At 72.3% G+C, this 21,949-nt stretch carries 19 protein-coding genes and 1 riboswitch; of the genes, 6 read left to right on the top strand and 13 right to left on the bottom strand.

From position 1 onward, the window contains the following. Positions 1-69: 69 nt before the first annotated feature. Positions 70-1,305 (top strand): esterase/lipase family protein, encoded by a 1,236-nt coding sequence (locus tag IE274_RS14100; RefSeq protein ID WP_190116060.1) that lies wholly within the window; start codon positions 70-72, stop codon positions 1,303-1,305. Between the two features lie 62 nt (positions 1,306-1,367). Here IE274_RS14100 and IE274_RS14095 read toward each other — a convergent pair whose 3' ends face one another. From IE274_RS14095 to thrC, 8 genes are all read right to left on the bottom strand, one after another. Next, positions 1,368-2,696 (bottom strand): mannosyltransferase family protein, encoded by a 1,329-nt coding sequence (locus IE274_RS14095; protein WP_190116059.1) that lies wholly within the window; start codon positions 2,694-2,696, stop codon positions 1,368-1,370. A gap of 97 nt (positions 2,697-2,793) precedes the next feature. Beyond that, positions 2,794-3,318: a hypothetical protein gene (locus tag IE274_RS14090; RefSeq protein WP_190116058.1), complete on the bottom strand. Its 525-nt coding sequence runs from the start codon at positions 3,316-3,318 to the stop codon at positions 2,794-2,796. Continuing rightward, positions 3,311-3,808: a SigE family RNA polymerase sigma factor gene (locus IE274_RS14085; RefSeq protein WP_190116057.1), complete on the bottom strand. Its 498-nt coding sequence runs from the start codon at positions 3,806-3,808 to the stop codon at positions 3,311-3,313. The genes IE274_RS14090 and IE274_RS14085 overlap by 8 nt, the downstream gene beginning before the upstream one ends. A 179-nt stretch (positions 3,809-3,987) precedes the next feature. Then, a complete protein-coding gene (locus tag IE274_RS14080) occupies positions 3,988-5,151 on the bottom strand; it encodes an NADH:flavin oxidoreductase (RefSeq protein WP_190116056.1) in 1,164 nt (387 codons plus the stop codon). Between the two features lie 186 nt (positions 5,152-5,337). After that, positions 5,338-6,960 (bottom strand): chaperonin GroEL, encoded by a 1,623-nt coding sequence (gene groL / locus IE274_RS14075; RefSeq protein ID WP_190116055.1) that lies wholly within the window; start codon positions 6,958-6,960, stop codon positions 5,338-5,340. A gap of 485 nt (positions 6,961-7,445) precedes the next feature. Then, complete coding sequence (locus IE274_RS14070) at positions 7,446-7,649, bottom strand: cold-shock protein (protein WP_005315736.1); 204 nt, start codon at positions 7,647-7,649, stop codon at positions 7,446-7,448. A 437-nt stretch (positions 7,650-8,086) separates the two neighbouring features. Beyond that, positions 8,087-8,365, bottom strand: a complete 279-nt coding sequence (locus tag IE274_RS14065; RefSeq protein WP_190116054.1) for a ubiquitin-like small modifier protein 1 — start codon at positions 8,363-8,365, stop codon at positions 8,087-8,089. Between the two features lie 104 nt (positions 8,366-8,469). Then, positions 8,470-9,801, bottom strand: a complete 1,332-nt coding sequence (gene thrC / locus IE274_RS14060; RefSeq protein ID WP_190116053.1) for a threonine synthase — start codon at positions 9,799-9,801, stop codon at positions 8,470-8,472. Continuing rightward, positions 9,795-9,974: riboswitch (SAM riboswitch) on the bottom strand. It overlaps the preceding gene by 7 nt. A 130-nt stretch (positions 9,975-10,104) precedes the next feature. On the opposite strand from thrC, the gene IE274_RS14055 reads away from it, so the two are divergent. Both IE274_RS14055 and IE274_RS14050 read left to right on the top strand, forming a co-directional pair. Continuing rightward, positions 10,105-11,088, top strand: a complete 984-nt coding sequence (locus tag IE274_RS14055; protein WP_190116052.1) for a glucosyl-3-phosphoglycerate synthase — start codon at positions 10,105-10,107, stop codon at positions 11,086-11,088. Between the two features lie 216 nt (positions 11,089-11,304). Further along, on the top strand, positions 11,305-12,696 hold the full coding sequence (locus IE274_RS14050) for an alpha,alpha-trehalose-phosphate synthase (UDP-forming) (protein WP_190116051.1): 1,392 nt from the start codon (positions 11,305-11,307) through the stop codon (positions 12,694-12,696). Positions 12,697-12,709: 13 nt separating this feature from the next. On the opposite strand, the gene otsB is transcribed toward IE274_RS14050, so the two are convergent. Genes otsB through IE274_RS14035 form a run of 3 tightly spaced genes read right to left on the bottom strand, consistent with a single transcriptional unit; the run spans position 12,710 to position 15,164 of the window. Further along, on the bottom strand, positions 12,710-13,558 hold the full coding sequence (gene otsB / locus IE274_RS14045; RefSeq protein ID WP_190116050.1) for a trehalose-phosphatase: 849 nt from the start codon (positions 13,556-13,558) through the stop codon (positions 12,710-12,712). Positions 13,559-13,574: 16 nt separating this feature from the next. Further along, the gene (locus IE274_RS14040; protein ID WP_190116049.1) at positions 13,575-13,862 is read right to left on the bottom strand and encodes a DUF3263 domain-containing protein; all 288 of its coding nucleotides are present in this window, start codon (positions 13,860-13,862) and stop codon (positions 13,575-13,577) included. A gap of 30 nt (positions 13,863-13,892) precedes the next feature. Continuing rightward, on the bottom strand, positions 13,893-15,164 hold the full coding sequence (locus tag IE274_RS14035) for an extracellular solute-binding protein (protein ID WP_443732136.1): 1,272 nt from the start codon (positions 15,162-15,164) through the stop codon (positions 13,893-13,895). A 230-nt stretch (positions 15,165-15,394) separates the two neighbouring features. Between IE274_RS14035 and IE274_RS14030 the strand changes: the two genes are divergently transcribed. The 3 genes from IE274_RS14030 to IE274_RS14020 all read left to right on the top strand — a co-directional run bounded on the left by IE274_RS14030 (position 15,395) and on the right by IE274_RS14020 (position 18,681). Beyond that, on the top strand, positions 15,395-16,402 hold the full coding sequence (locus tag IE274_RS14030) for an ROK family protein (protein WP_190116048.1): 1,008 nt from the start codon (positions 15,395-15,397) through the stop codon (positions 16,400-16,402). A 7-nt stretch (positions 16,403-16,409) separates the two neighbouring features. Then, complete coding sequence (gene nagA, locus IE274_RS14025) at positions 16,410-17,549, top strand: N-acetylglucosamine-6-phosphate deacetylase (RefSeq protein WP_190116047.1); 1,140 nt, start codon at positions 16,410-16,412, stop codon at positions 17,547-17,549. Between the two features lie 196 nt (positions 17,550-17,745). After that, entirely contained in the window at positions 17,746-18,681 is a 936-nt protein-coding gene (locus IE274_RS14020; RefSeq protein ID WP_190116046.1) for a 1-phosphofructokinase family hexose kinase, read from the top strand. Between the two features lie 203 nt (positions 18,682-18,884). On the opposite strand, the gene IE274_RS14015 is transcribed toward IE274_RS14020, so the two are convergent. Further along, positions 18,885-19,931: a carbohydrate-binding protein gene (locus tag IE274_RS14015; RefSeq protein WP_190116045.1), complete on the bottom strand. Its 1,047-nt coding sequence runs from the start codon at positions 19,929-19,931 to the stop codon at positions 18,885-18,887. Positions 19,932-20,179: 248 nt separating this feature from the next. Continuing rightward, on the bottom strand, positions 20,180-21,856 hold the full coding sequence (gene cdgB, locus IE274_RS14010) for a diguanylate cyclase CdgB (protein ID WP_190116044.1): 1,677 nt from the start codon (positions 21,854-21,856) through the stop codon (positions 20,180-20,182). Positions 21,857-21,949: the final 93 nt, after the last annotated feature.

The following is a 21,949-nucleotide window of genomic DNA, read 5'->3' as shown; positions in this document are numbered from 1 at the left end:
CGGAACGTACGGGCCATAACGAAGATGCCCTTGACCGTCAGCCGGTGACGATCGAGGGAGGGAACGCGCATGCCCGAGCAGAACGCGCCCACCGAAGCCCAGGTCCAGCAGGCCCTGCGCGCCGCACCGCCGATCACGCTCGCCCCGGGTCCGAGGGAGGCCCCCACCCAGCTCCCGCCCGTGCCGCACGACGTCTGGGACCTGCCCGGCGGCACCGCCTGGGTCTACCGGGGTGAGGGCAACAGCACCCTGACCCGGCCCGTGCTCCTCGCCGACGGCTTCAACACCGGGCCGAGCACCCCCGACTTCTCCTGGGACGCGCTGGAGTACAGCGCGGCCTACCCGCTCCTGAGCGAGCTGCGCAGGCGCGGCCGGGACGTCGTCCTGGTCGGCTTCCACGAGCGCAGCGCGTCGATCCTCGACAACTCGCAGGCCGCGATCACCGCCATCCGGCGGGCCAACGACGAGCGCGTGGGCGACCACCCGCTGGCGGTCGGCGGCTTCAGCATGGGCGGCCTCGTCACGCGCTACGCCCTCGCCCGCATGGAGTTCGACGGCGCCGACCACCAGACCCAGCTCTACTTCTCGTACGACAGCCCGCACCGGGGCGCCTGGATCCCCATCGCCCTGCAGGCGTTCGCGCACTACATCCGCAAGCTCGACGCCCGCTTCTCCCACCAGATCAACAGCCCCGCGTCCCGCCAGCTCCTCGCCCAGCACATCGCCGAGTGGGAGGACATCGCCGCCCCGGACAAGGAACGCGAGGAATTCCTCGCCGAGTTGGGGCGCGTCCGCGGCTGGCCGCGGCGGCCCCGGACCATCGGCGTCGCCAACGGCGTCGGCACGGGCACCGGCAACGGCATCCGGCCCGGCGTGGACGCGGTGAAGGGCAGGGGCCTCGGCATCACCGGCACCGACCTCAACACCCAGTCCGCGGGCGACGGGCAGGTCGTGGCCACGCTCCGCGTCATCACCCTGCGGAAGCCCGACATCAAGACGTCCGGCCTGCCCGAGTTCGACGGCGCGCCCGGCGGCACCCTGGAGGGCTTCGGCATCCTCGCCGACGCCCTCAACAAGATCGCCGGACTCGGCGTCGACGTGCCCGTCCGCGAGCACTGCTTCGTGCCCGCGGTCAGCGCCGTCGCCATCCGCGACGTCACCACCCAGGACGACCTCTACGCCGACATCGGCTCCCTCGCCGCCGAGGACAGCGAGCTCGACGAGTTCAAGGTCGCGTCGCAGAACGAGCCCCACACCCACATCACCGAGGAGCTCAGCACCTGGATCCTGGACCGCCTGCCGTAGGCGGGCACCGGGGGTGGCGGCCGTCGCGGGGCGGCTGCCTCCCCCGGCACGGGGGCCCGGCGTCAGCCCGCCCATCTCCCCGACAGGAACGTCACCGCGAACAGCGTGCTCAGCGGCGCGAGCACGCAGAGCCCCGCGTACGCGCGCCACGGCGCCCGCAGGCTCCACACGGCCAGGCCCGTCCACAGCGGCCACCACAGCAGGGTGGCGCGGGGGACGGACGTGTACCAGTACGAGGTCCCGAGCGCCCAGAGGTTCAGGGCGATGTACACCGCCTCCGGCCAGCGACGCCGCCACAGCAGCCCGCCGAGCAGCGCCAACCCCACCACCATGGCGGCGAGTTCGGCCTGCGACATCAGGGCGTACCCGGTGGCGTAGCGGCCGTCGAACGCCGCGCCCCAGGTGTTGCCCCAGGCCTCCCACGGCGGGTGGAAGGTGCGGTACCAGCCCCGCTCCTGCGCGTGCTTCCACGCCATCCAGTCACCGGTGCGGTCGTACAGGTACAGCGTGTACGCGAGGGCGGGCAGCGCGGGCAGCGTCAGCCAGGGCAGCCGCCGCCAGTCGCGGCGGCCGTCGCGGGCCAGCAGGAAGTCGACGGCCAGGGCGGCGGCGAGGAAGAGCCCGCTGACCCGGGTCGCCGTGGCGCACGCGGCGAGCGTCGCCGCGAGCGGCCAGCGCCCCGACCGGGCGGCGAGCCAGGCGGGCAGCGCGAAGGCGAGGAAGAGGGACTCGGAGTAGCCCGCGGCGAGGAAGACGGCGCAGGGGGAGAGAAGGACGACGAGGACGGCACGCCGGGCGACGGCGTCGACCCCCACGCCCACGCCCGCTCCCACGCCCGGCAGCGGGACCGCGGCGCCCTGGCCCGCGCCCCTGCCCGCGCCCGCGAGCCGCGCCACGCGGGCCAGCGCCAGCATCGCGACCGCCCCCGACCCCAGTGAGATCACAAGCCCGGCCGCCACCCAGTCCGGCACGACCGCGTGCACCGCCCGCAGCGCCAGCGGGAACCCGGGGAAGAACGCCTCCTCGTTCTCCAGGCCGTCCGCATACCCCGGCGCGGGCCCGAAGTAGCCGTACTCCGCTATGTGCCGGAAGTGCGTCCAGTCCCACTGCTCCCACACCGACAACAGCCCCGGCGCCCGCTTGGCACGGGAGTTCGCGGGGAACAGCCACCCCACGCAGTACCCGGTGACGAACAGCCCGACCCGAGTGCACACGTACACCTGGAGCACGAACCGGTCGGTGCCGTCGAGCCGCCCCACGAGCCGCCGCAGGACCGCCCGGCCGCCGCCGGGCAGCCGCCGTCGCCGTCGCTCCGGCGCGCGGACGTCCGGCCAGGGCGGGCGCGGGGAGGGCCGGGTGGCGGTGCTCGCCGGTGCCGGTGCCGCGGGCATGCGTGGTCTCCGTTCGGGCGTGCGGGATCGCCCGGCGGCGCGGGGTGCGCCGCCGGTCAGGAGTGCTGCGGGGAGGGGCCGCTCAGGGGCGGGGAATCTAGTCGGGGCCGTCCGTCGACGTCGGGGGCGGCGAACTCGTGACGGCGCCTCGGTACGGGGGCGAGGTCGCGCCCTGGGTACCGGTCGTCGGGGGCGCGGTGGTCGGGTCCGGGTCGCCCGAACCGCTGGTGGCTCCCGACGAGTCGGGGGCGGTCGGGAAGTCGGACGAGCCGGGGGGCCCGCTGGACTCGGGCGGTTCGGTCGTGCTGGGGGACGAAGAGGGGGCGATGGAGTCGGTCGGGTCGGGGGCCGGGTCGCCGGACGAGGGGGCGGGCGCCGGGTCGCGGGTGTCGGCCGGGGACACCTGCTCCTCGGACCCGCCGATCCCGGCGGCGACCGCGCCGCCCATCCCGCCGCACAGCAGCACGGCGCTGGCCGCGAGCACGGCGAACCTGCGCCGCCGCACGCGCTCGCCGCGGGCGGTCACCAGGGGCGCGGGCGCGGGGGCGCTGCCGCGCTCCCCCGCCGCGGCCAGCTCCCTGAGCGCGTCCGCCAGCGGATCGTCGTGGTGGTGCTCAGTCACCGTGCGCCTCCTGGGTACGAGGGTCCTGCAAGCGGTCGGCCAGTGCGGCCCGCCCCCGGGACAGATGCGTCTTGACCGTGCCGGTGGACAGTCCCGTCTCGACGGCGATCTGCTCCACCGACAGATCGCAGATGTAGTGCAGGGCCACCGTCCGGCGCTGCTGCGGGGACAGCCCCTTCAGCGCCTCGACGAGGACCACGGAACCGGGGTCGGGGGCGCCCTCGGGCGGCGCGCCCCCATGCCGCTGCCAGGCCAGCTCGGACCGCCGCCGCCCGTGCCACCGGCGCACGGCGAGCCGCCAGGCCACGGTCCGGATCCAGGCCTCGGGCGAGGCCTCCTTGACCAGCCGCCCCCGCCTGCTCCAGGCCTTCACGAAGGCCTCCTGCACGACGTCCTGCGCCTCCTGCAGATCGCCGAGCATCACATAGAGCTGACCGGTGAGCCGCCGGACCGCGTGGGCGTAGAACTCCTCGAACTCCTCAGCGGTCAATGACGTGCTCCCCATCTGGTCGGTACATCCTCTCTAGACCAGCGGGGGTGCGTTCGGTTGACACCGGGAGGCGGATCTTTTTCGAGCGCGACGTCCCGGTGCCGTCCGCGGCGTCCCGGTGCCGCGTCCGGTGCGTCCCGGTGCCGCGTCCGGTGCGTCCCGGTGCCGCGTCCGGTGCGTCAGCTGAGCGCCGCCAGCGTCGCCGGGTCGTACGCCGTCAGCTCGTCGAAGGCGCCGCCGAGCACCTTCGCCGCCCACCGCGGGTCCGCGAGGAGGGCCCTGCCGACCGCGACGAGGTCGAACTCTTCGCGCTCCAGGCGGTCCAGGAGGTTGTCCAGGCCCCGCACCGGGGCGCCCTCGCCCTGGAAGGCGCGGATGAAGTCGCCGTCGAGGCCGACCGAGCCGACGGTGATGACCGGCTTGCCGGTGAGCTTCTTCGTCCACCCCGCCAGGTTCAGGTCGGAGTCGTCGAACTCGGGCAGCCAGTAGCGGCGGGTGGAGGCGTGGAAGGCGTCCACACCGGCCTCGACGAGCGGCGTCAGGAGCGCGTCCAGCTCGGCCGGGGTGCCGGCGAGCCGCGCGTCGTACGCCTCCTGCTTCCACTGCGAGTAGCGGAAGACGACCGGGAAGTCCGACGCGACCACCTCGCGGACCGCGGCCACGATCTCCGCCGAGAACCGGGTCCGGGCCACCAGGTCGCCGCCGTAGGCGTCCGTGCGGCGGTTGGTGCGCGCCCAGAGGAACTGGTCGAGCAGATAGCCGTGTGCGCCGTGCAGCTCGACGCCGTCGAAGCCGATGCGCTCGGCGGCCGCCGCGGCCTGGGCGAACGCCGCTATGACGGCGTCGAGGTCGGCCCGCGTCATGGCCTTGCCGGTGCCCTCGGTGCCGTCGATGCGCAGCCCGGACGGGCCGACCGGCGGGGCGTCCGCGTACGGAGGCTGGCCCGCGCTGCGCACCATGCCGATGTGCCAGAGCTGCGGCATGATCTTCCCGCCCGCCGCGTGCACGGCCGCGGCGACCTCGGCCCAGCCCGCGAGCTGCTCCACGCCGTGGAACCGCGGGATCCGGTCGCTCTGACCGGCCGACTCGTGGCCCACGTAGGTGCCTTCGGTGACGATCAGGCCGACCTGCGCGGCGGCCCGCCGGGCGTAGTACGCGGCCACGTCCGGGCCCGGGACGCCGTCGGGGGAGAACCGCCGGGTCATGGGCGCCATCACGATCCGGTTCGGCACGGTGAGGCCGCCCAGCGTGAAGGGCCGGGCCAGAATCCGGGCGGCGCGCGCGGCGGACGCAGGGGACGCAGAAGACGCGGAGGGGGCGGAGGCGGGGGTGGCGGGGGCCATGTGCGGGGCTCCTTGGCTGGCGGCGGTGGACGGAGGACGCGGGTGCCGTTCCGCTCAACTTCCGCACCGGTCGCGGCATTCCGGTCCGCGCACGCCGAAGGGGCGGCACCCTCCGCGAGGAGAGTGCCGCCCCTTCGTAAGAGCGGTACGTATCAGCTACGTACGGGAACGTCCGATCCGCGAGGATCAGAAGTCCATGTCACCGCCCGGCATGCCGCCCGGAGCGGCCGCGGCGGCCTTCTCCGGCTTGTCGGCGATGACGGCCTCGGTGGTGAGGAACAGCGCGGCGATGGACGCGGCGTTCTGCAGGGCGGAACGCGTGACCTTCGCCGGGTCGATGATGCCCTCGGCGATCATGTCGACGTAGTCACCGGAGGCGGCGTTCAGGCCCTGACCGACGGGCAGGTTGCGCACCTTCTCCACGACGACGCCGCCCTCGAGACCGGCGTTGACCGCGATCTGCTTCAGCGGGGCCTCCAGGGCCAGCTTCACAGCGGCGGCACCGGTGGCCTCGTCACCCTCGAGGTCCAGCTTCTCGAAGACCGAAGCGGCCTGGATGAGCGCCACGCCGCCACCGGCGACGATGCCCTCCTCGACGGCCGCCTTCGCGTTGCGAACGGCGTCCTCGATGCGGTGCTTGCGCTCCTTGAGCTCGACCTCGGTCGCGGCACCGGCCTTGATGACCGCAACACCGCCGGCGAGCTTCGCCAGGCGCTCCTGCAGCTTCTCGCGGTCGTAGTCGCTGTCCGAGTTCTCGATCTCGGCGCGGATCTGGTTGACCCGGCCCTGGACCTGGTCGCTCTCACCGGCGCCGTCGACGATGGTCGTCTCGTCCTTGGTGATGACGACCTTGCGGGCGCGGCCGAGCAGGTCGAGACCGGCGTTCTCCAGCTTGAGGCCGACCTCCTCGGAGATGACCGTGCCACCGGTGAGGATGGCGATGTCGCCGAGCATGGCCTTGCGGCGGTCGCCGAAGCCCGGGGCCTTGACGGCGACGGACTTGAAGGTGCCGCGGATCTTGTTGACGACCAGCGTGGACAGGGCCTCGCCCTCGACGTCCTCGGCGATGATCAGCAGCGGCTTGCCCGACTGCATGACCTTCTCCAGGAGCGGAAGGAGGTCCTTCACGTTGGAGATCTTGGAGTTGACGATCAGGATGTACGGGTCGTCGAGCGACGCCTCCATACGCTCCATGTCGGTGGCGAAGTACGCCGAGATGTAGCCCTTGTCGAAGCGCATGCCCTCGGTGAGCTCAAGCTCCAGACCGAAGGTCTGGGACTCCTCGACGGTGATGACGCCTTCCTTGCCGACCTTGTCCATGGCCTCGGCGATGAGCTCGCCGATCTGGGTGTCGGCGGCGGAGATGGAGGCCGTCGAAGCGATCTGCTCCTTGGTCTCCACGTCCTTGGCCTGCTCGAGCAGGGCGCCGGAGACGGCCTCGACGGCCTTCTCGATGCCGCGCTTGAGGGCCATCGGGTTGGCGCCGGCCGCGACGTTGCGCAGGCCTTCCTTGACGAGCGCCTGGGCGAGGACGGTCGCGGTCGTCGTGCCGTCACCGGCGACGTCGTCCGTCTTCTTCGCGACCTCCTTGACCAGCTCGGCGCCGATCTTCTCGTACGGGTCCTCGAGCTCGATCTCCTTGGCGATGGACACACCATCGTTGGTGATCGTGGGGGCGCCCCACTTCTTCTCGAGGACGACGTTGCGACCCTTGGGGCCCAGGGTCACCTTGACGGCGTCGGCGAGCTGGTTCATGCCGCGCTCGAGGCCGCGCCGTGCCTCCTCGTCGAACGCGATGATCTTGGCCATGTGAAGTGGTCCTCCCGGACGGGGTGGAAAAGCAAACGGACCGTGCAGGTGCCCGCGACGGACGGCCCCCGAGCCGCGTGGTTCCTTGCCCCACCCGGCCCCCGGACCTCACCGACCCGATCCAAGTTCTGTCACTCTCACTCGTAGAGTGCTAACGCCAATGATTAGCACTCGACCCCCGAGAGTGCAAGGTCGCTTCGAAGAAGCGTCGATGTGGGGTGGTGGTCGGGCGACGGGCGGGCGCAAGGTCGCTTCGAAGAAGCGTCGATGTGGGGTGGTGGTCGGGCGACGGGCGGGCGCAAGGTCGCTTCGAAGAAGCGTCGATGAGCAGCGATGGGCGGGCGCGAGGTCGCCCCCGCGTCCCGCACGCAGGGCCCGCGTCCCGACGGAACGCCCGATCTTGTAACGACGAAGGGCCCGCGCCCCGTTCCCGGGGTGCGGGCCCTTCGTCTGCGTCGCGTCGGTGGCCGATCGCGTCAAGCCGCTCAGACGGCGAGCTTGACCATGTCCGCCTGCGGACCCTTCTGGCCCTGCGAGATCTCGAACTCGACTCGCTGACCTTCTTCCAGGGTGCGGTAGCCGTCCATCTGGATCGCGCTGTAGTGGACGAATACATCCGCACCACCGTCGACCGCGATGAAGCCATATCCCTTCTCCGCGTTGAACCACTTGACGGTGCCCTGAGCCATGCCTAACTCCCCTATTACTGGCCCTTGCGCAGACCCGCACTTCGCGGACCTGGGTCAGACCTCACCCCCCACGGGTTGGGGGTGTGCGCCGGAACGCGTCGACCGCGGCTGAATGTATCTGTCCAACTGCCCTCTGCAACAGGTCAATCGGACGAGAATTCTGGGCACGCCCGATCGGAGATATCCGGAGAATTCCACGGGAGTCAGGGCAAGTCGGGCCCGACAAATGCCACATGGGGCTCAAATAGGCAGCACACTTTGGCTACTTCTTGTCGGCTCCGCGGCCGACTTCGAATATGCGCGCGGCACTGCTGGCGCTGAGAACGTCGTTCCATTCCCAACTGTACCGCGCTCAACCATACAGAATTGCCCCCTCCGCTTCTCTCGCGGAGGGGGCAATTCTCGTAACGCTGTGTACGTCACGCGGGAGTGGGCGATCAGCAGCCGCCGGCGACGGCCGGAATGATCGAGACACCGGCGCCGTCCGGCGTCGCCGTCTCCAGGCCCTGCTCGAACCGCACGTCGTCGTCGTTCACGTACACGTTCACGAACCGCCGCAGCTTGCCCTGGTCGTCCAGGACCCGGGCGGCGATGCCGGTGTGGTTCTTCTCCAGGTCGGCGATGACCTCACCGAGCGTCGCCCCCTCGGCGGCGACCTCGGCCTGACCACCGGTGTAGGTGCGAAGAATGGTGGGAATGCGGACGTTGACACTCATGGGTTCACCTCAGGGGTACGGGGATGAGGGGCGCCCCTGAAAGGGGCGCGGGGAACTGCGCGATCAGCCACCGCGCTCCCGCAGCGAGCACGGTGTGCCAGGCCCTACGGCGCCTGACCGGCGAGCCCCGCGGAGCGGAACGCATCAAGGCTGGGCTTGATCGTGGCGGTCGCCTGGGACCTCTCGGCGACCGCGTCGAGAGTCTTCAGGCCGTCGCCGGTGTTCAGCACCACCGTGGTGAGGGTCGGGTCGATGAGCCCGGCGTCCACCAGCTTCTTGGTGACACCGACCGTCACACCCCCGGCGGTCTCGGCGAAGATCCCCTCACTCCGGGCGAGCAGCTCGATCGCGTCGACGACCTGCTCGTCGTCGACGTCCTCCACCGCACCACCCGTGCGGCGCGCGATGTCGAGGACGTACGGCCCGTCGGCCGGGTTGCCGATGGCGAGGGACTTGGCGATGGTGTCCGGCTTCTGCGGCCGGACGACGTCGTGGCCCGCCTTGAACGCGGTGGACACCGGCGAGCACCCCGCCGCCTGCGCCCCGAAGATCTTGTAGGGCCTGTCCTCGACCAGGCCGAGGGCGATCAGCTCCTTCAGACCCTTGTCGATCTTCGTGAGCTGGGAGCCGGAGGCGATGGGGATGACGAGCTGGTCGGGCAGCCGCCAGCCGAGCTGCTCGCAGATCTCGTACGCGAGGGTCTTGGAGCCCTCGCCGTAGTACGGCCGCAGGTTGACGTTGACGAAGCCCCAGCCCTCGCCCAGCGGATCGCCGATCAGCTCGGAGCAGAAGCGGTTCACGTCGTCGTAGTTGCCCTCGATGCCGACGAGCTCGCCGCCGTACACCGCGGCCATGACGACCTTGCCCTGCTCCAGGTCGTGCGGGATGAACACGCAGGAGCGGAAGCCCGCGCGGGCGGCGGCGGCGCCGACGGCACCGGCGAGGTTGCCCGTGGAGGAGCAGGACAGCGTGGTGAAGCCGAAGGCGCGCGCGGCTTCGAGGGCCTGCGCGACGACGCGGTCCTTGAAGGAGTGCGTGGGGTTGCCAGAGTCGTCCTTGACGAACAACTTGCCCTGCTCGACGCCCAGTTCACGGGCCAGGTTGTCGGCCTTGACGAGCTTGGTCCAGCCGGGGTTGAGGTTCGGCTTGTCGGCCACGTCGGCGGGGACGGGCAGCAGCGGGGCGTACCGCCAGATGTTGGCGGGGCCGGACTCGATCTGCTTGCGCAGGCTCTCCGGGTCGCCGAGGGGCAGGTCGTAGGCCACTTCGAGGGGACCGAAACACTCGGCGCAGGCGAAGATGGGGCCGAGGTCGAAGCGGGTTCCGCACTCGCGGCAGGAGAGCCCGGACGCGGGTCCGAGATCGACGGTGTCCGCGGAAGGCGTGGTGGTGGCGACAGTCTGCACAGCCATGGAGGCGAGGCCCTTTCTCCTCATCTTCCTCGCGGCGCATCTCGCCACGAGACGGAATTGGCACCTTCCCGAGCCGGGAGCCCCGCGACGCCGAGCACCATGGACGTCATGCACGTCCACGTGGTTCGCGTACGAGACCGGCTGGAGGGTTGCCGGGGCTTCAACGGGCCGTATCCCTCTGCCCCTCTGGATGAGCGGTATTCGATTGTGACGCCCGGGACCCCGACATGCGATGGTCACCGGCGTTGTTCAAGACTGTAACCGAAGCCTTGGACCCTTGAGATAGTCGTCCGATGCGCGAGATGGATCACAACCGGGAGGACGCGCGTGCTGGAAGAGGTCGAGCGCTGGCTGAGCAGGCGTTCCTGGTCGGTCGCCGACCGCACCCTGGGCACCCTGACAGCCGCCAAGCGTGACCTCGGCACCTCGGTGAGCGTGGTGCTGCCCGCCCTCGACGAGGAGCAGACGGTCGGCGGGATCGTCGCCGAGATCCGCCGGGAGCTGATGGAGCGGGTGCCGCTCGTCGACGAACTCGTGGTGATCGACTCCGGCTCCGCGGACCGCACGGCCGAGGTCGCCGCGGCCGCCGGGGCGCGGGTCGTGCACCGGGACGGGATCCTGCCGCGCCTGCCCGCCGTACCGGGCAAGGGCGAGGTCCTGTGGCGTTCCCTGCTGGTCACGCACGGTGACATCGTGGCGTTCGTCGACGCGGACCTGAAGGAGTTCTCGGCCGACTTCGTCTCCGGCATCGTGGGACCGCTGCTCACGGAGCCGGACGTGCAGTTCGTGAAGGCTATGTACGACCGCCCGATGACGGTGTCCGACGGCCCCGCGGCCGACGGACCGGCGTCCGGCGCGACGGCCGGGCAGGGCGGCCGGGTCACCGAGCTGATGGCGCGGCCGCTGCTGAACATGCACTGGCCGCAGCTCGCCGGGTTCGTGCAGCCGCTCGGCGGCGAGTACGCGGCCCGCAGGTCGCTCCTCGAACGCCTCCCCTTCCCCGTCGGGTACGGCGTGGAGCTCGGCCTGCTCGTCGACGCGCTGCACACCGTGGGCCTGGACGCGCTCGCGCAGGTCGACGTCGGGGTGCGCAGGCACCGGCACCAGGACGGGCAGGCGCTCGGACGGATGGCCGCGGCGATCTACCGCACCGCGCAGCTGCGGCTCGCCCGCGCCCATCTCGTACGCCCCGAACTCACCCAGTTCGTCCGCGGCGAGCACGGCTTCGAGCCGCGGACGTACGCGGTGGACACCGAGGAGCGGCCACCGATGGTGGAGGTCGCGGAGTACGCGGAGCGACGGGTGGCCTGACCCGAGGGTGCCGGGCCGGGCGGGGGCGCCTTTCGCGCGGGGTGGGCCGGGGTGCCCTTCGCGCGGGGCGGGCGGGGGCGCCGGGCGGGCCGTATACGGTCCGCCCGCCGCTCGTGCGCGGGCCGCGGAGGGCCCGCCTCCGGCCGGGCCGCTCAGGGATGTGACGTTCCCCGGCCGGACGTTTGAGCGTTTCCGCGAGCGGCTAGGTTTCGGCACATGGCTTCCGAGCAGGCGGGCGCAGCCCAGGTCCTCGTCGCGTCCAACCGCGGCCCGGTGACGTACTCCCTCGGCGCCGACGGGACGCTCGACGCCAAGCGCGGCGGCGGCGGGCTCGTGTCGGGGCTCAGCGCCATCGGGGACGAGGCCGACGCCCTGTGGGTGTGCTCGGCGCTCGGCGACGGCGACCGGGAGGCCGTGCGGCGCGGGGTCGGCGAGCCCGGGGTGCGGATGCTCGACATCGACGCCGCCGTGCACGCCGACGCGTACAACGGCATCGCGAACTCGGTGCTGTGGTTCGTGCACCACATGCTGTACCAGACGCCCCTCGAACCCGCCTTCGGGCCGGAGTTCCGCGCCCAGTGGGCCGCGTACGAGACGTACAACCGGGCCTTCGCCGAGGCCCTCGCGCACGAGGCGGCGCCGGGCGCGGCCGTCCTCGTGCAGGACTACCACCTGGCGCTGGTGCCCGGCATGCTCCGCGAACTCCGCGCCGACCTGCGCATCGGGCACTTCTCGCACACGCCTTGGGCGCCCGTCGACTACTTCCGGCTGCTGCCCGACGACATCGCCGAGCAACTGCTGCGCGGCATGCTCGGCGCGGACCGGCTCGGCTTCCTCACCGGACGGTGGGCGGACGCGTTCACCGCGTGCTGCGTGGCGGTCCTCGGCGGTACGTCGGGGACGCGCATCGGGGTGCACGGGCTCGGGGCCGACGCGGACTTCCTGCGGGAGCGGTCGCGGCGGCCCGACGTCGAGGAGCGCCTGGCCGCGCTGCGGGAGCAGATCGGGCCCGACCGGAAGATCATCGTCCGGGTGGACCGGACCGAGCTGTCCAAGAACATCGTGCGCGGACTCGGCGCCTACCGGCAGCTGCTCGCCGAACGGCCCGAGTGGCGCGAGCGGGTCGTGCACGTCGCCTTCGCCTACCCCTCCCGGCAGGACCTCGCCGTCTACTGCGACTACACCGCGGAGGTGGCGCGGGTCGCCGAGGCCATCAACTCCGCGTACGGCACCGCCGGCTGGACGCCGGTCGTCCTGCACGTCAAGGACGACTTCGCGCGCTCCCTCGCCGCGTACCGGCTCGCCGACGTCGCCCTCGTCAACCCCATCCGCGACGGCATGAACCTCGTCGCCAAGGAGGTCCCCGTCGTCTCCGACGAGGGCTGCGCACTGGTCCTCTCCCGCGAGGCGGGCGCCCACGAGGAACTCGCCGAGGACGCGCTCACCATCAACCCGTACGACGTCTCCGCCACGGCAGCGGCCCTCCACGAGGCCCTGGTGATGCCCCCCGAGGAACGCGCCGAACGCACCAAACGCCTGGCCGCGGCCGCGACCGCCCTCCCCCCGGCCCAGTGGTTCCTGGACCAACTCCAGGCCCTGACCACCTGAGCCGACGGTCCCGTCAGGGCAGTCGGGCCGCCAAGGCCGACAGCAGGGCCACCACACCGGCGGGGCCCTCGGTCACCACGTCCGCCCGGTCGGCCAGCTCCACGACCTCGGGGCTGCCGCTGCACACCAACAGCCCCCGCACCGCCCCGTCCGAGCGCAATTTCTCGACCGCCGTGAAGGCGGGCAGGTCCCCGAGGTCGTCCCCGGCGTAGAGGACGGACTCGGCGCCCACTTCGCGTACGTAATCGACAAGAGCGACCCCCTTGTCGACGCCGGGCGGGCGCAACTCAAGGACGAGGCGCCCGGGTTCGACGATCAGCCCGTGCCGGGAGGCGAGCTCACCCAGCGGCCCCCGCAACCCGTCGAACGCGGCCTGCGGATCCCGCGCCCGCCGCGTGTGGACGGCGACAGCCCGCCCCTTCTCCTCGATCCACGTCCCCCGCCACGCCCCGATCGCGTCCAGGAACCCGGGCAGTTCGGCCCGCACGGCGGCCACCCCGGGATGCGGCTCCGCGGCCTGCACGGTCCCGCTGACGGCGTCCCACCGCTCGGCCCCGTAGTGCCCGAGCACGACGAGGTGCTCAAGACCGCGCACCCCGGCGAACCCGCCGTAGCGCACAGCGACCCCCGCGGGCCGCCCGGTGACGACGGCGACGGAGCGGACCTTCGGGGCGAGCGAGGCCAGCGCGGGCACGGCGCCGGGGTGCGCCCGGGCCAGCTCGGGGTCGGGCACGATCGGAGCCAGCGTGCCGTCGAAGTCGAGGGCGATCACGGCCCGTTCGGGCCGGGCCAGGATCGCGGCGAGTCCGTCCCGCCCGGCGGGATTCGGCGGCTGCGGCAGGGAGTGCGTCGGGTCACCCATGGGCCAGACCTTAACGTCAACGCTCGGCGCGCCGCGCCTGTCGGACCCGTCGCAGTCGGTTCACGGTGACCGGATCGTGGGCGAGGGCCCGCTGGTCGTCGAGGAGGGCGTTCAGGAGCTGGTAGTAGCGGACGGGGGCGAGCCCCAGCTCTTCCCGGACGGCCCGCTCCTTGGCCCCGGGCCCGGCCCAGTTCCGCCGCTCAAGCGCGAGCACGGCCTTGGCACGCTCCGAGAGCTCGCCGGGACCGGAGCACTCACCCGGCTCGGGGGGCCCGCCGGAACCGGGCCGCGCGTCGTCCGTCATGGCACCCACGCTAACCCGGGTGCCCCTGCCTCACTGCGCGCTCTCCTCCGCGGCCGCCTTCGACTCGATCTGCCCGAGGATGGCCGCGGGGTCGCCGTTCTTGTCGACGGTCTTGCCGATGTACTTCTTGACCTGCACGGAGACCTGCGCCCAGGACGTCTTGCCGACCGGGTACAGCTGCGAGGCGGGCAGTTCCTTCAGGAACTCGCCGAGCTTCGCGGAGTCCTCCTTGTTCCCCGCCATCTCCTGCGACGCCGACGTGGTGACGGGCAGCAGGTCGTACTCGCGGGAGAAGTCGAGGACGTTCTTCGTGCTGTAGACGTAGTCGAGGAACTCGCCGATCTGCTTGCGGTGGCCGTTCTGCTTGAAGGCCATCATCCAGTCGGCGACACCCATCGTGGACTGGGCCTTGCCGTTGATGCCGGGCATCGGCACCATGCCGTACTTCAGGCCCTTCTTCGCGGCCATCTGCATCAGCGTGGGGTGCCCGTTGAGCATGCCGACGTCACCGCGGGTGAAGGCGGCGAAGGCCTCGGCGCGGTCGAGCTCGCCGGGCGCGGTGGGGCCGGTGAGCCCCTTGCCGACCAGCTCGTCCTTCAGCCACTTGAACGTCGTGACGTTCGGCTTGGAGTCGATGTCGTACGAGCCGACGTTGTCGGTGTAGCCGCCGCCCCCGCTGAGCAGCCACTGCATCGTCTCGGCCTGCGCCTCCTCCGGGCCGAGCGGCAGCGCGTACGGGATCTTCACGCCGCGCGCCTTCAGCTTCTGCGCGGCGGCCTGCAGCTCGGTCCAGCTCTGCGGCGGCTTGATGCCCGCGCTCTTGAACAGCTTCTCGTTGAAGAAGAGCAGGCGCGTGGACGCGGCGAACGGCATGCCGTACTGCACCCGGTTCACCTCGCCGGCCTTCGAGAGGGGGGCGAGGAAGTCGGCCTGGGTGGGGATGGAGAGCAGGTCGTCGGCGGAGTACAGCTTGTCCTGCGCGGCGTAGTCGGCGTACGCGCCGATCTGGGCGAGGTCGGGGGCGTTCCCGTCCTTCACCATCTCCTTGACCTCGCGGTCGACGTCCGTCCAGGAGTGCACGGTCACGTCGACCTTGATGCCCGGGTGCTCGGCCTCGAACTTCTTCGTCAGCTCGCCCCAGTACTTCTTGGAGCTGTTGGCCGAGGAGTCGCCGTAGTCGGCGGCCACGAGTTTGAGGGTGACGTCACCGTCGTCGCCGGAGTCGCCGCCGCAGCCGGCGAGCAGCGCCGTCATGCTCAGTGCGGCCACCGCCGCGGTCAGACCTGTCACGCGCCGCTGCACTGCTGTTTCCCACCCTCGTCGTACGTACTGAACCGCGAGTTTCCCCCGCGTCCGGATACAAGGTCTACACCACCCGAGTATCACTTCTGCAACGGCCTTGGCTTATTGCCCCGCGGCGAGCGGGCGGCCGGGGGCCAGGGGGCGCACCGCGAGGCCCGCCCCGCCCCCGCAGGCGCCGCGCCGGAACAGGTGGACTAGACCTCTCGCGGGTCACACGCGACACTGTCCCCGTGAGACATGTCATCGCCCTGGACGTGGGCGGCACCGGAATGAAGGCCGCCCTGGTCGGGGCGGACGGCACGCTGCTCCACGAGGCCCGCCGCCCCACCGGCCGGGACCGCGGCCCGGACGCGGTCGTGGCGTCGATCGTGGAGTTCGCGGCCGACCTGAGGGCCCACGGCCTGGCGCACCTGGGCGAGCCCGCGGCCGCGGCCGGCGTGGCCGTACCGGGCATCGTGGACGCCGACCACGGCATCGCCGTGTACGCGGCCAACCTCGGCTGGACCGACGTACCGCTCCGCGACCTCCTGAGCACCCGCCTGGAAGGCATCCCCGTGGCGCTCGGCCACGACGTGCGCACGGGCGGCCTCGCCGAGGGCCGCGTGGGCGCGGGCAAGGGCGCCGACCGCTTCCTCTTCGTCCCCCTGGGCACCGGCATCGCGGGCGCGATCGGCATCAACGGCACGATCGAGCCGGGCGCCCACGGCTCCGCGGGCGAGATCGGCCACATCGTCGTACGCCCCGGCGGCCCGCCCTGCGGCTGCGGCCAGCGCGGCTGCCTGGAGCGCCTGGCCTCCGCGTCCGCGGTGAGCAAGGCCTGGGCGGAGGCCAGCGGCGACCCGAACGCGGACGCCGCGGACTGCGCGAAGGCCGTCCGCTCCGGCGACCCGCGCGCCCTCGCCGTCTGGCAGAACGCGGTCGACGCCCTGGCCGACGGCCTGCTCACCGCCCTCACCCTCCTGGACCCGCACACCTTGATCATCGGTGGCGGTCTCGCGGAGGCCGGGGAAACCTTGTTCACACCGCTGCGCGCGGCCGTCGCCGCCCGCGTGGTCCAGTTCCAGACGCTGCCGGAGATCGTCCCGGCGGCACTCGGCGACGCTGCGGGCTGCCTGGGCGCGGGCCTGCTCGCGTGGGACCTGCTCGACGCCACCGCACCCGGCACGACCGACACCACCGCACGCACCACCACGCCCGGCACCACCACCAACCCCGCGACCCCGACTCCCCGGAGGTAACCACCTGATGGCCACTAGCAAGGTTCTAGCCGGTGCCCAGGTGGTACTGCCCACCGGCACCGTCCAGAACGGCCGAGTGATCGTGACGGACGACGGCCGTATCGCCGGGAGCGCTCCCGCGGAGGCCGAGACGATCGACCTGACCGGCCACTGGCTGGTCCCCGGCTTCGTCGACATCCACAACCACGGCGGCGGCGGCGCGTCCTTCACCAGCGGTACGGCCGACGACATCCTGCACGGCGTGCACACGCACCGCCTGCACGGCAGCACGACGGTCGTGGCCTCGACGGTCACCACCGACATGGACGCCCTCGCGCAGCGCGCGGGCCTGCTCTCCGAGCTGGCCGAGCAGGGCGACATCGCGGGCGTCCACTTCGAGGGCCCCTTCATCTCCCCGTGCCGCAAGGGCGCCCACAGCGAGGCCCTGCTGCGCGACCCGGACCCGGCGGAGGTCCGCAAGCTCATCGACGCGGCCCGCGGCCAGGCCCGGATGGTCACGCTCGCCACCGAGCTGCCGGGCGGCCTGGACTCCGTACGCCTCCTCGCCGAGCACGGCGTGATCGCGGCGATCGGCCACACGGACGCCACCTACGAGCAGACGACGGCCGCCATCGACGCGGGCGCCACCGTCGCCACGCACCTCTACAACGCCATGCCCGGCCTCGGCCACCGCACCCCCGGCCCCATCGCCGCCCTCCTGGAGGACGAGCGGATCACCGTCGAGCTGATCAACGACGGCACGCATCTGCACCCGGCCTCCTTCCAGCTCGCCTTCCACCACGCGGGCGCCGACCGCGTCGCCCTCATCACGGACGCGATGGACGCGGCGGGCTTCGGCGACGGCACGTACCACCTGGGCCCGCTGGAGGTCGAGGTGAAGGACGGCGTCGCCCGGCTCGCCGAGGGCGGCTCCATCGCGGGCTCCACGCTGACCCTGGACCGCGCGTTCGAGCGGTCGGTGACCGTCGACGGGCTGCCCGTCGAGGACGTGGTCGCCGCGATCTCCGCGAACCCGGCCAAGCTCCTCGGCATGTACGACCGCGTCGGCTCCCTGGAGCCGGGCAAGGACGCGGACGTCGTGGTCCTGGACGCCGGGTTCAAGCTCAAGGGCGTGCTGCGCAAGGGCGAGTGGGTCATCGAGCCCTGACCGCACGGGGTGCCCGCGCGGGAATCCCGTGGTCACCTGTATGAGGAACCCCTATGAGGAACCCGTGAGGAAATGCCCTCCGGGGCGAGGCGGTTGGTCCAAGCCCTGGGCCAACCGCCTTCTTTTTGGCATGATCAGGCCCCGAAAGCCGCACACAGCACGCAGTTGGCGGATCCGTGGTCCCGGGGGTGAAGCAGTGATCGTCACGGTCACGCTGAACGCCGCCCTGGACCTCACGTACAAAGTCCCCGCCCTCGTCTCGCACACCTCGCACCGCGTCACCGAGGTGACCGAACGCGCGGGCGGCAAGGGCCTGAACGTCGCCCGCGTCCTCGCCGCCCTCGGCCACGACGTCACGGTGACCGGCTTCGCGGGCGGCGACACCGGCCGCACCCTGCGCGACCACCTCGCGGGCGTGCCCGGCGTCCGGGACGGCCTGCGCCCCGTCGCGGGCGCCACCCGCCGCACCCTGGCCGTCGTGGACGCCCGCACCGGCGACACCACCCAGCTCAACGAGCCGGGCCCGACCGTCTCCCCCGCCGAATGGGCCGGATTCCTCACCTCCTACGAGGAGTTGCTGGCCGACGACGACGTGACGGCCGTCGCCCTGTGCGGCAGCCTCCCGCCCGGCGTACCGGTGGGCGCGTACGCCCTCCTGGTCCGCGCCGCGCGCGCCGCCGCCGTACCCGTACTCCTCGACACCAGCGGCGAACCCCTGCGCCGCGGCGTCGCCGCCCGCCCCGACATCGTCAAGCCGAACGCCGACGAACTGGCCGAACTCACCGGCGCCCACGAGCCCTCCCAGGCCACCCGCGACGCCCGCCGCCGCGGCGCCCACGCCGTCGTCGCCTCCCTCGGCCCCGACGGCCTCCTCGCCCGCACCCTCGAGGGCACCTGGCACGCCAAGCCCCCCGGCCCGGTCCACGGCAACCCCACCGGCGCGGGCGACTCGGCCGTGGCGGGCCTCCTCTCCGGCCTGGTCCGCCACCTGCCCTGGCCGGACCGCCTGTCCCGCGCGGTGGCCCTGTCGGCGGCGACGGTCGCGGCGCCGGTGGCGGGCGAGTTCGACGCGGCGGTGTACGAGGAGGTCCTGCCGAAGGTCGCGATCACGGGCACGCCGACCGCGGCGTAGGCCCTCGTCGAAGCCCGTCCGGCGCTTGCGGACGAGGCGCGGGGCGCCGATCGGGGCGGGGCGCCGATCGGGGCGGGGCGCCGATCGGGGCGGGGCGCCGATCGGGGCGGGGCGCCGATCGGGGCGGGGCGCCGATCGGGGCGGGGCGCCGATCGGGGCGGGATCGGGATGGGGGCGGGATGGGGGCGGGACTCGGGAGAGCCCTACTCCTTGACGTGCCCCGCCTTCAACCACACCCGGTCGAGCACAGCGTCACACTTGTCCCCGTCCTGGCAGGACACGGTGACCGTATTGGTGCCCTTGTTCAGCTCGACGAAGGCGAACGTCTTGGTCCAACCCTTGTCCCAGGCCCCGTTCTTCGCCCCGGCGAAGTTGTCCATGTTGAGCTTCCGCCCGGACGCGGTCCCGTTGATCCCGAGCGTCGTCTCGGCCGCCTTGCCAGGCACGGAGTACCCCACGAAAACGGTGTAGGCCCCGCTCTTGGGAATCCCGTCAACGGTCCAGGTCACCTGCGCCCCGGGCTTGTTGAGCCCGGCGACGTACACCCCACCCGAGGACTCCGCGCCCTCGATGTCGGAGGCGGTGGTGGTCCCGCCCTCCAACTTCAGGGCCTTGGCATCGGACTTGGGCAGCTCGGCGTCGTCCTTGTCGTCGCCCTTCGACGCGGAGGGGCTGGGCGGCTCGGTCTCGGACTGGCTGACCTTGGAGCCGGGCTTCTTCGCGTCGTCACCACTGTCACCGTCGTCCTTGCCGAAGACCATCGCGGCCCCGATGCCGACGGCGACGACAGCGACCACAGCGATGGCCCCGATGAGCAGCCCCTTGGTGTTGGGCCCCCGCCCACGTCCACCACCGCCACCGTGGGCGCCCGAGCCGGGCGCCCCGGGCCCGCCGGCCTGCCGCATGGACGCGGTGACTCCGGGCTGCGCCTCGGGCGCGGCGTAGTGGGCGCTGGGCTGCCCGTAGGCCTGCTGCGGCGCCTGCCCGCCCTGCTGGCCGTACGCGGGCTGCTGACCGTATGCGGGCGCCTGACCGTAGCCGGGCGCCTGCCCCTGCGGCTGCTGCCCGTACTGGCGCTCTCCGACCGCACGTACGTGGTTGTACGAGGACCGCGGCCCCGGGTAGCCGTACCCGCCGCCCGAGGGCGGTGTCGCACCGGCCGCCTGGCCGTCTGCGTACAGGTAGCCGAACGGGTCGTCATCGCCCTCTGGCGCGCGCGGCGTGTGCTCGCCGTTATTGCCGGGCGTCATTCGCAGGTCACTCCCTCGCATCGCGGATGCGGGCGAGCCTACCCGTTCCGGGTGACCGCCCGAGTTGACGTTGACTTCTTCCAGGACATCGGCGGTCTCGCCCGCCGGGGCGCCCGCTCCGGTGCGGCCCGCGCACCGCGCCGGGCGCCGCATCCGTTACTGCGCAGGGGAGTTCGCATACCGCGCAGGAGAGTTCGCACCCTGCCGCGTGCGCCGTCCACACCCGGCGCGCGTACGTGGTCTCACGCTCACCCGGCCCGCCGGTGCTGCTTGGCCCGCGACCTTTTCTCCACGTACATCCGCTGGTCGGCGGAGTGCAGCACTTCGTCCGCCGACATCCCGCAATGTGCCCATCCGATGCCGAAGCTGGCGCCGACGCGCACCGCGCGCCCGTCGACCCTGATCGGCGGGATGATCGCGTTCCGCAGCCGCACCGCGAGGTCCTGCGCATCGGCCCGGCCGAGCCCGTCGGCGAGCACCACGAACTCGTCGCCACCGAGCCGCGCCACCGTGTCCCCGTCACGGACACCGCTGGTCAGACGGCGTGCGACCTCGATGAGGACGGCGTCGCCGGTGTGATGCCCGAAGCGGTCGTTGATCGACTTGAAACCGTCCAGGTCGCAGAAGAGAACGGCGAGACCCTTGGTGCCGTCGTCGGGGGCGCTCTCCTCGGGCGGGGCGACTGTATGGACGTGGTGGTCAAAGCCGTCGCCCTGCGCCCCCGCGTGCGCGCCCCCTGAGGGCGCGTGCCCGTGCCCCAGGGCATGCCCCGGCGCGTACAGGCCGCTGTTGTCGTACGCCGCGTCCAGCGAGTCCACCGTGGACGGCTGCCCCGCGTGCGGCCGACGACAGAGCCGGGAGCTGAGCCGGGCGCGCAGCTCGGCGGAGTTCGGCAGTCCGGTCAGCGAATCGTGCGAGGCGCGGTGCGCGAGCTGCAGCTCACGGCGCTTGCGCTCTTCGATGTCCTCGACGTGCGTGAGCAGGAACCGGGGCCCGTCCGCGGCGTCCGCCACCACCGAGTTCCGCAGCGACACCCACACATACGTCCCGTCGCGCCGCGCGAACCTCAGCTCCGCCCGCCCGCCCTCCGCCGACGTACGCAGCAGCGTCCCGATGTCCTCGGGGTGGACCAGGTCGGAGAACGAATAGCGGCGCATCGCGGACGCGGGGCGGCCGAGCAGGCGGCACAGCGCGTCGTTCGTCCGCAGGATCCGGCCGTGCTGGTCGCCGCCCATCTCGGCGATCGCCATGCCGCTGGGCGCGTACTCGAAGGCCTGCCGGAAGCTCTCCTCGCTGGCCCGCAGCGCCTGCTGCTCGCGCTCCAGGCGGACCAGGGCGCGCTGCATGTTGGCCCGCAGACGGGCGTTGCTGATGGCGATGGCGGCCTGGAAGGCGTACATCTGCAGCGCCTCGCGCCCCCACGCGCCGGGGCGCCGCCCGTTGCGCGGCCGGTCCACGGAGATCACGCCGATCAGCTCACCGCCGGACGACCCCGTCGCGTACATCGGCGCGAACAGCCGGTCGGAGGGGTGCCACTCATCCTCGAAGCGCGGTTCGGGGCCCTCGGTGTACCACTGCGGCACGTCGTCCTCGTCGAGGACCCAGCCCTCCGTGTACGGGATGAAGCGCAGCGCGCCCCACGCCTCGCCCATGGCCAGCCGGCGCTCCCAGGACTCGCGGGAGCCGACACGGCCGGTGATCAGGGCCTCGGCGGCCGGGTTGCCCGCGAACGCGGCGACGACGAGATCGCCGTCCGGGCGTACGAGATTGACGCACGCCAGTTCATAGCCAAGGCCGTTGACCACGCCGTCGGCGACGGTCTGCAGCGTGTCCGCGAGACTGCGGGCCGTGTTGAGGTCCGCAACCACCTGATGCAGCTGCCGCAGGGTCGCAAGACGGACGTACGGCTCCGACTCGGTCTCCATGCTCGCTCTCCCCGAGACCTCGACAGCAACTCCAGGATCCGCAGCGTCCTCAGTGTCCGTAACTCTGAATCTCTTGACTGTGACTCTGAATCT

Source organism: Streptomyces flavofungini, assembly GCF_014650815.1.
Classification (GTDB): Bacteria; Actinomycetota; Actinomycetes; order Streptomycetales; family Streptomycetaceae; genus Streptomyces; species Streptomyces flavofungini.
The sequence above is the reverse complement of the archived record's forward strand: the minus strand, read 5'-3'. Positions and strand labels throughout refer to the sequence as shown.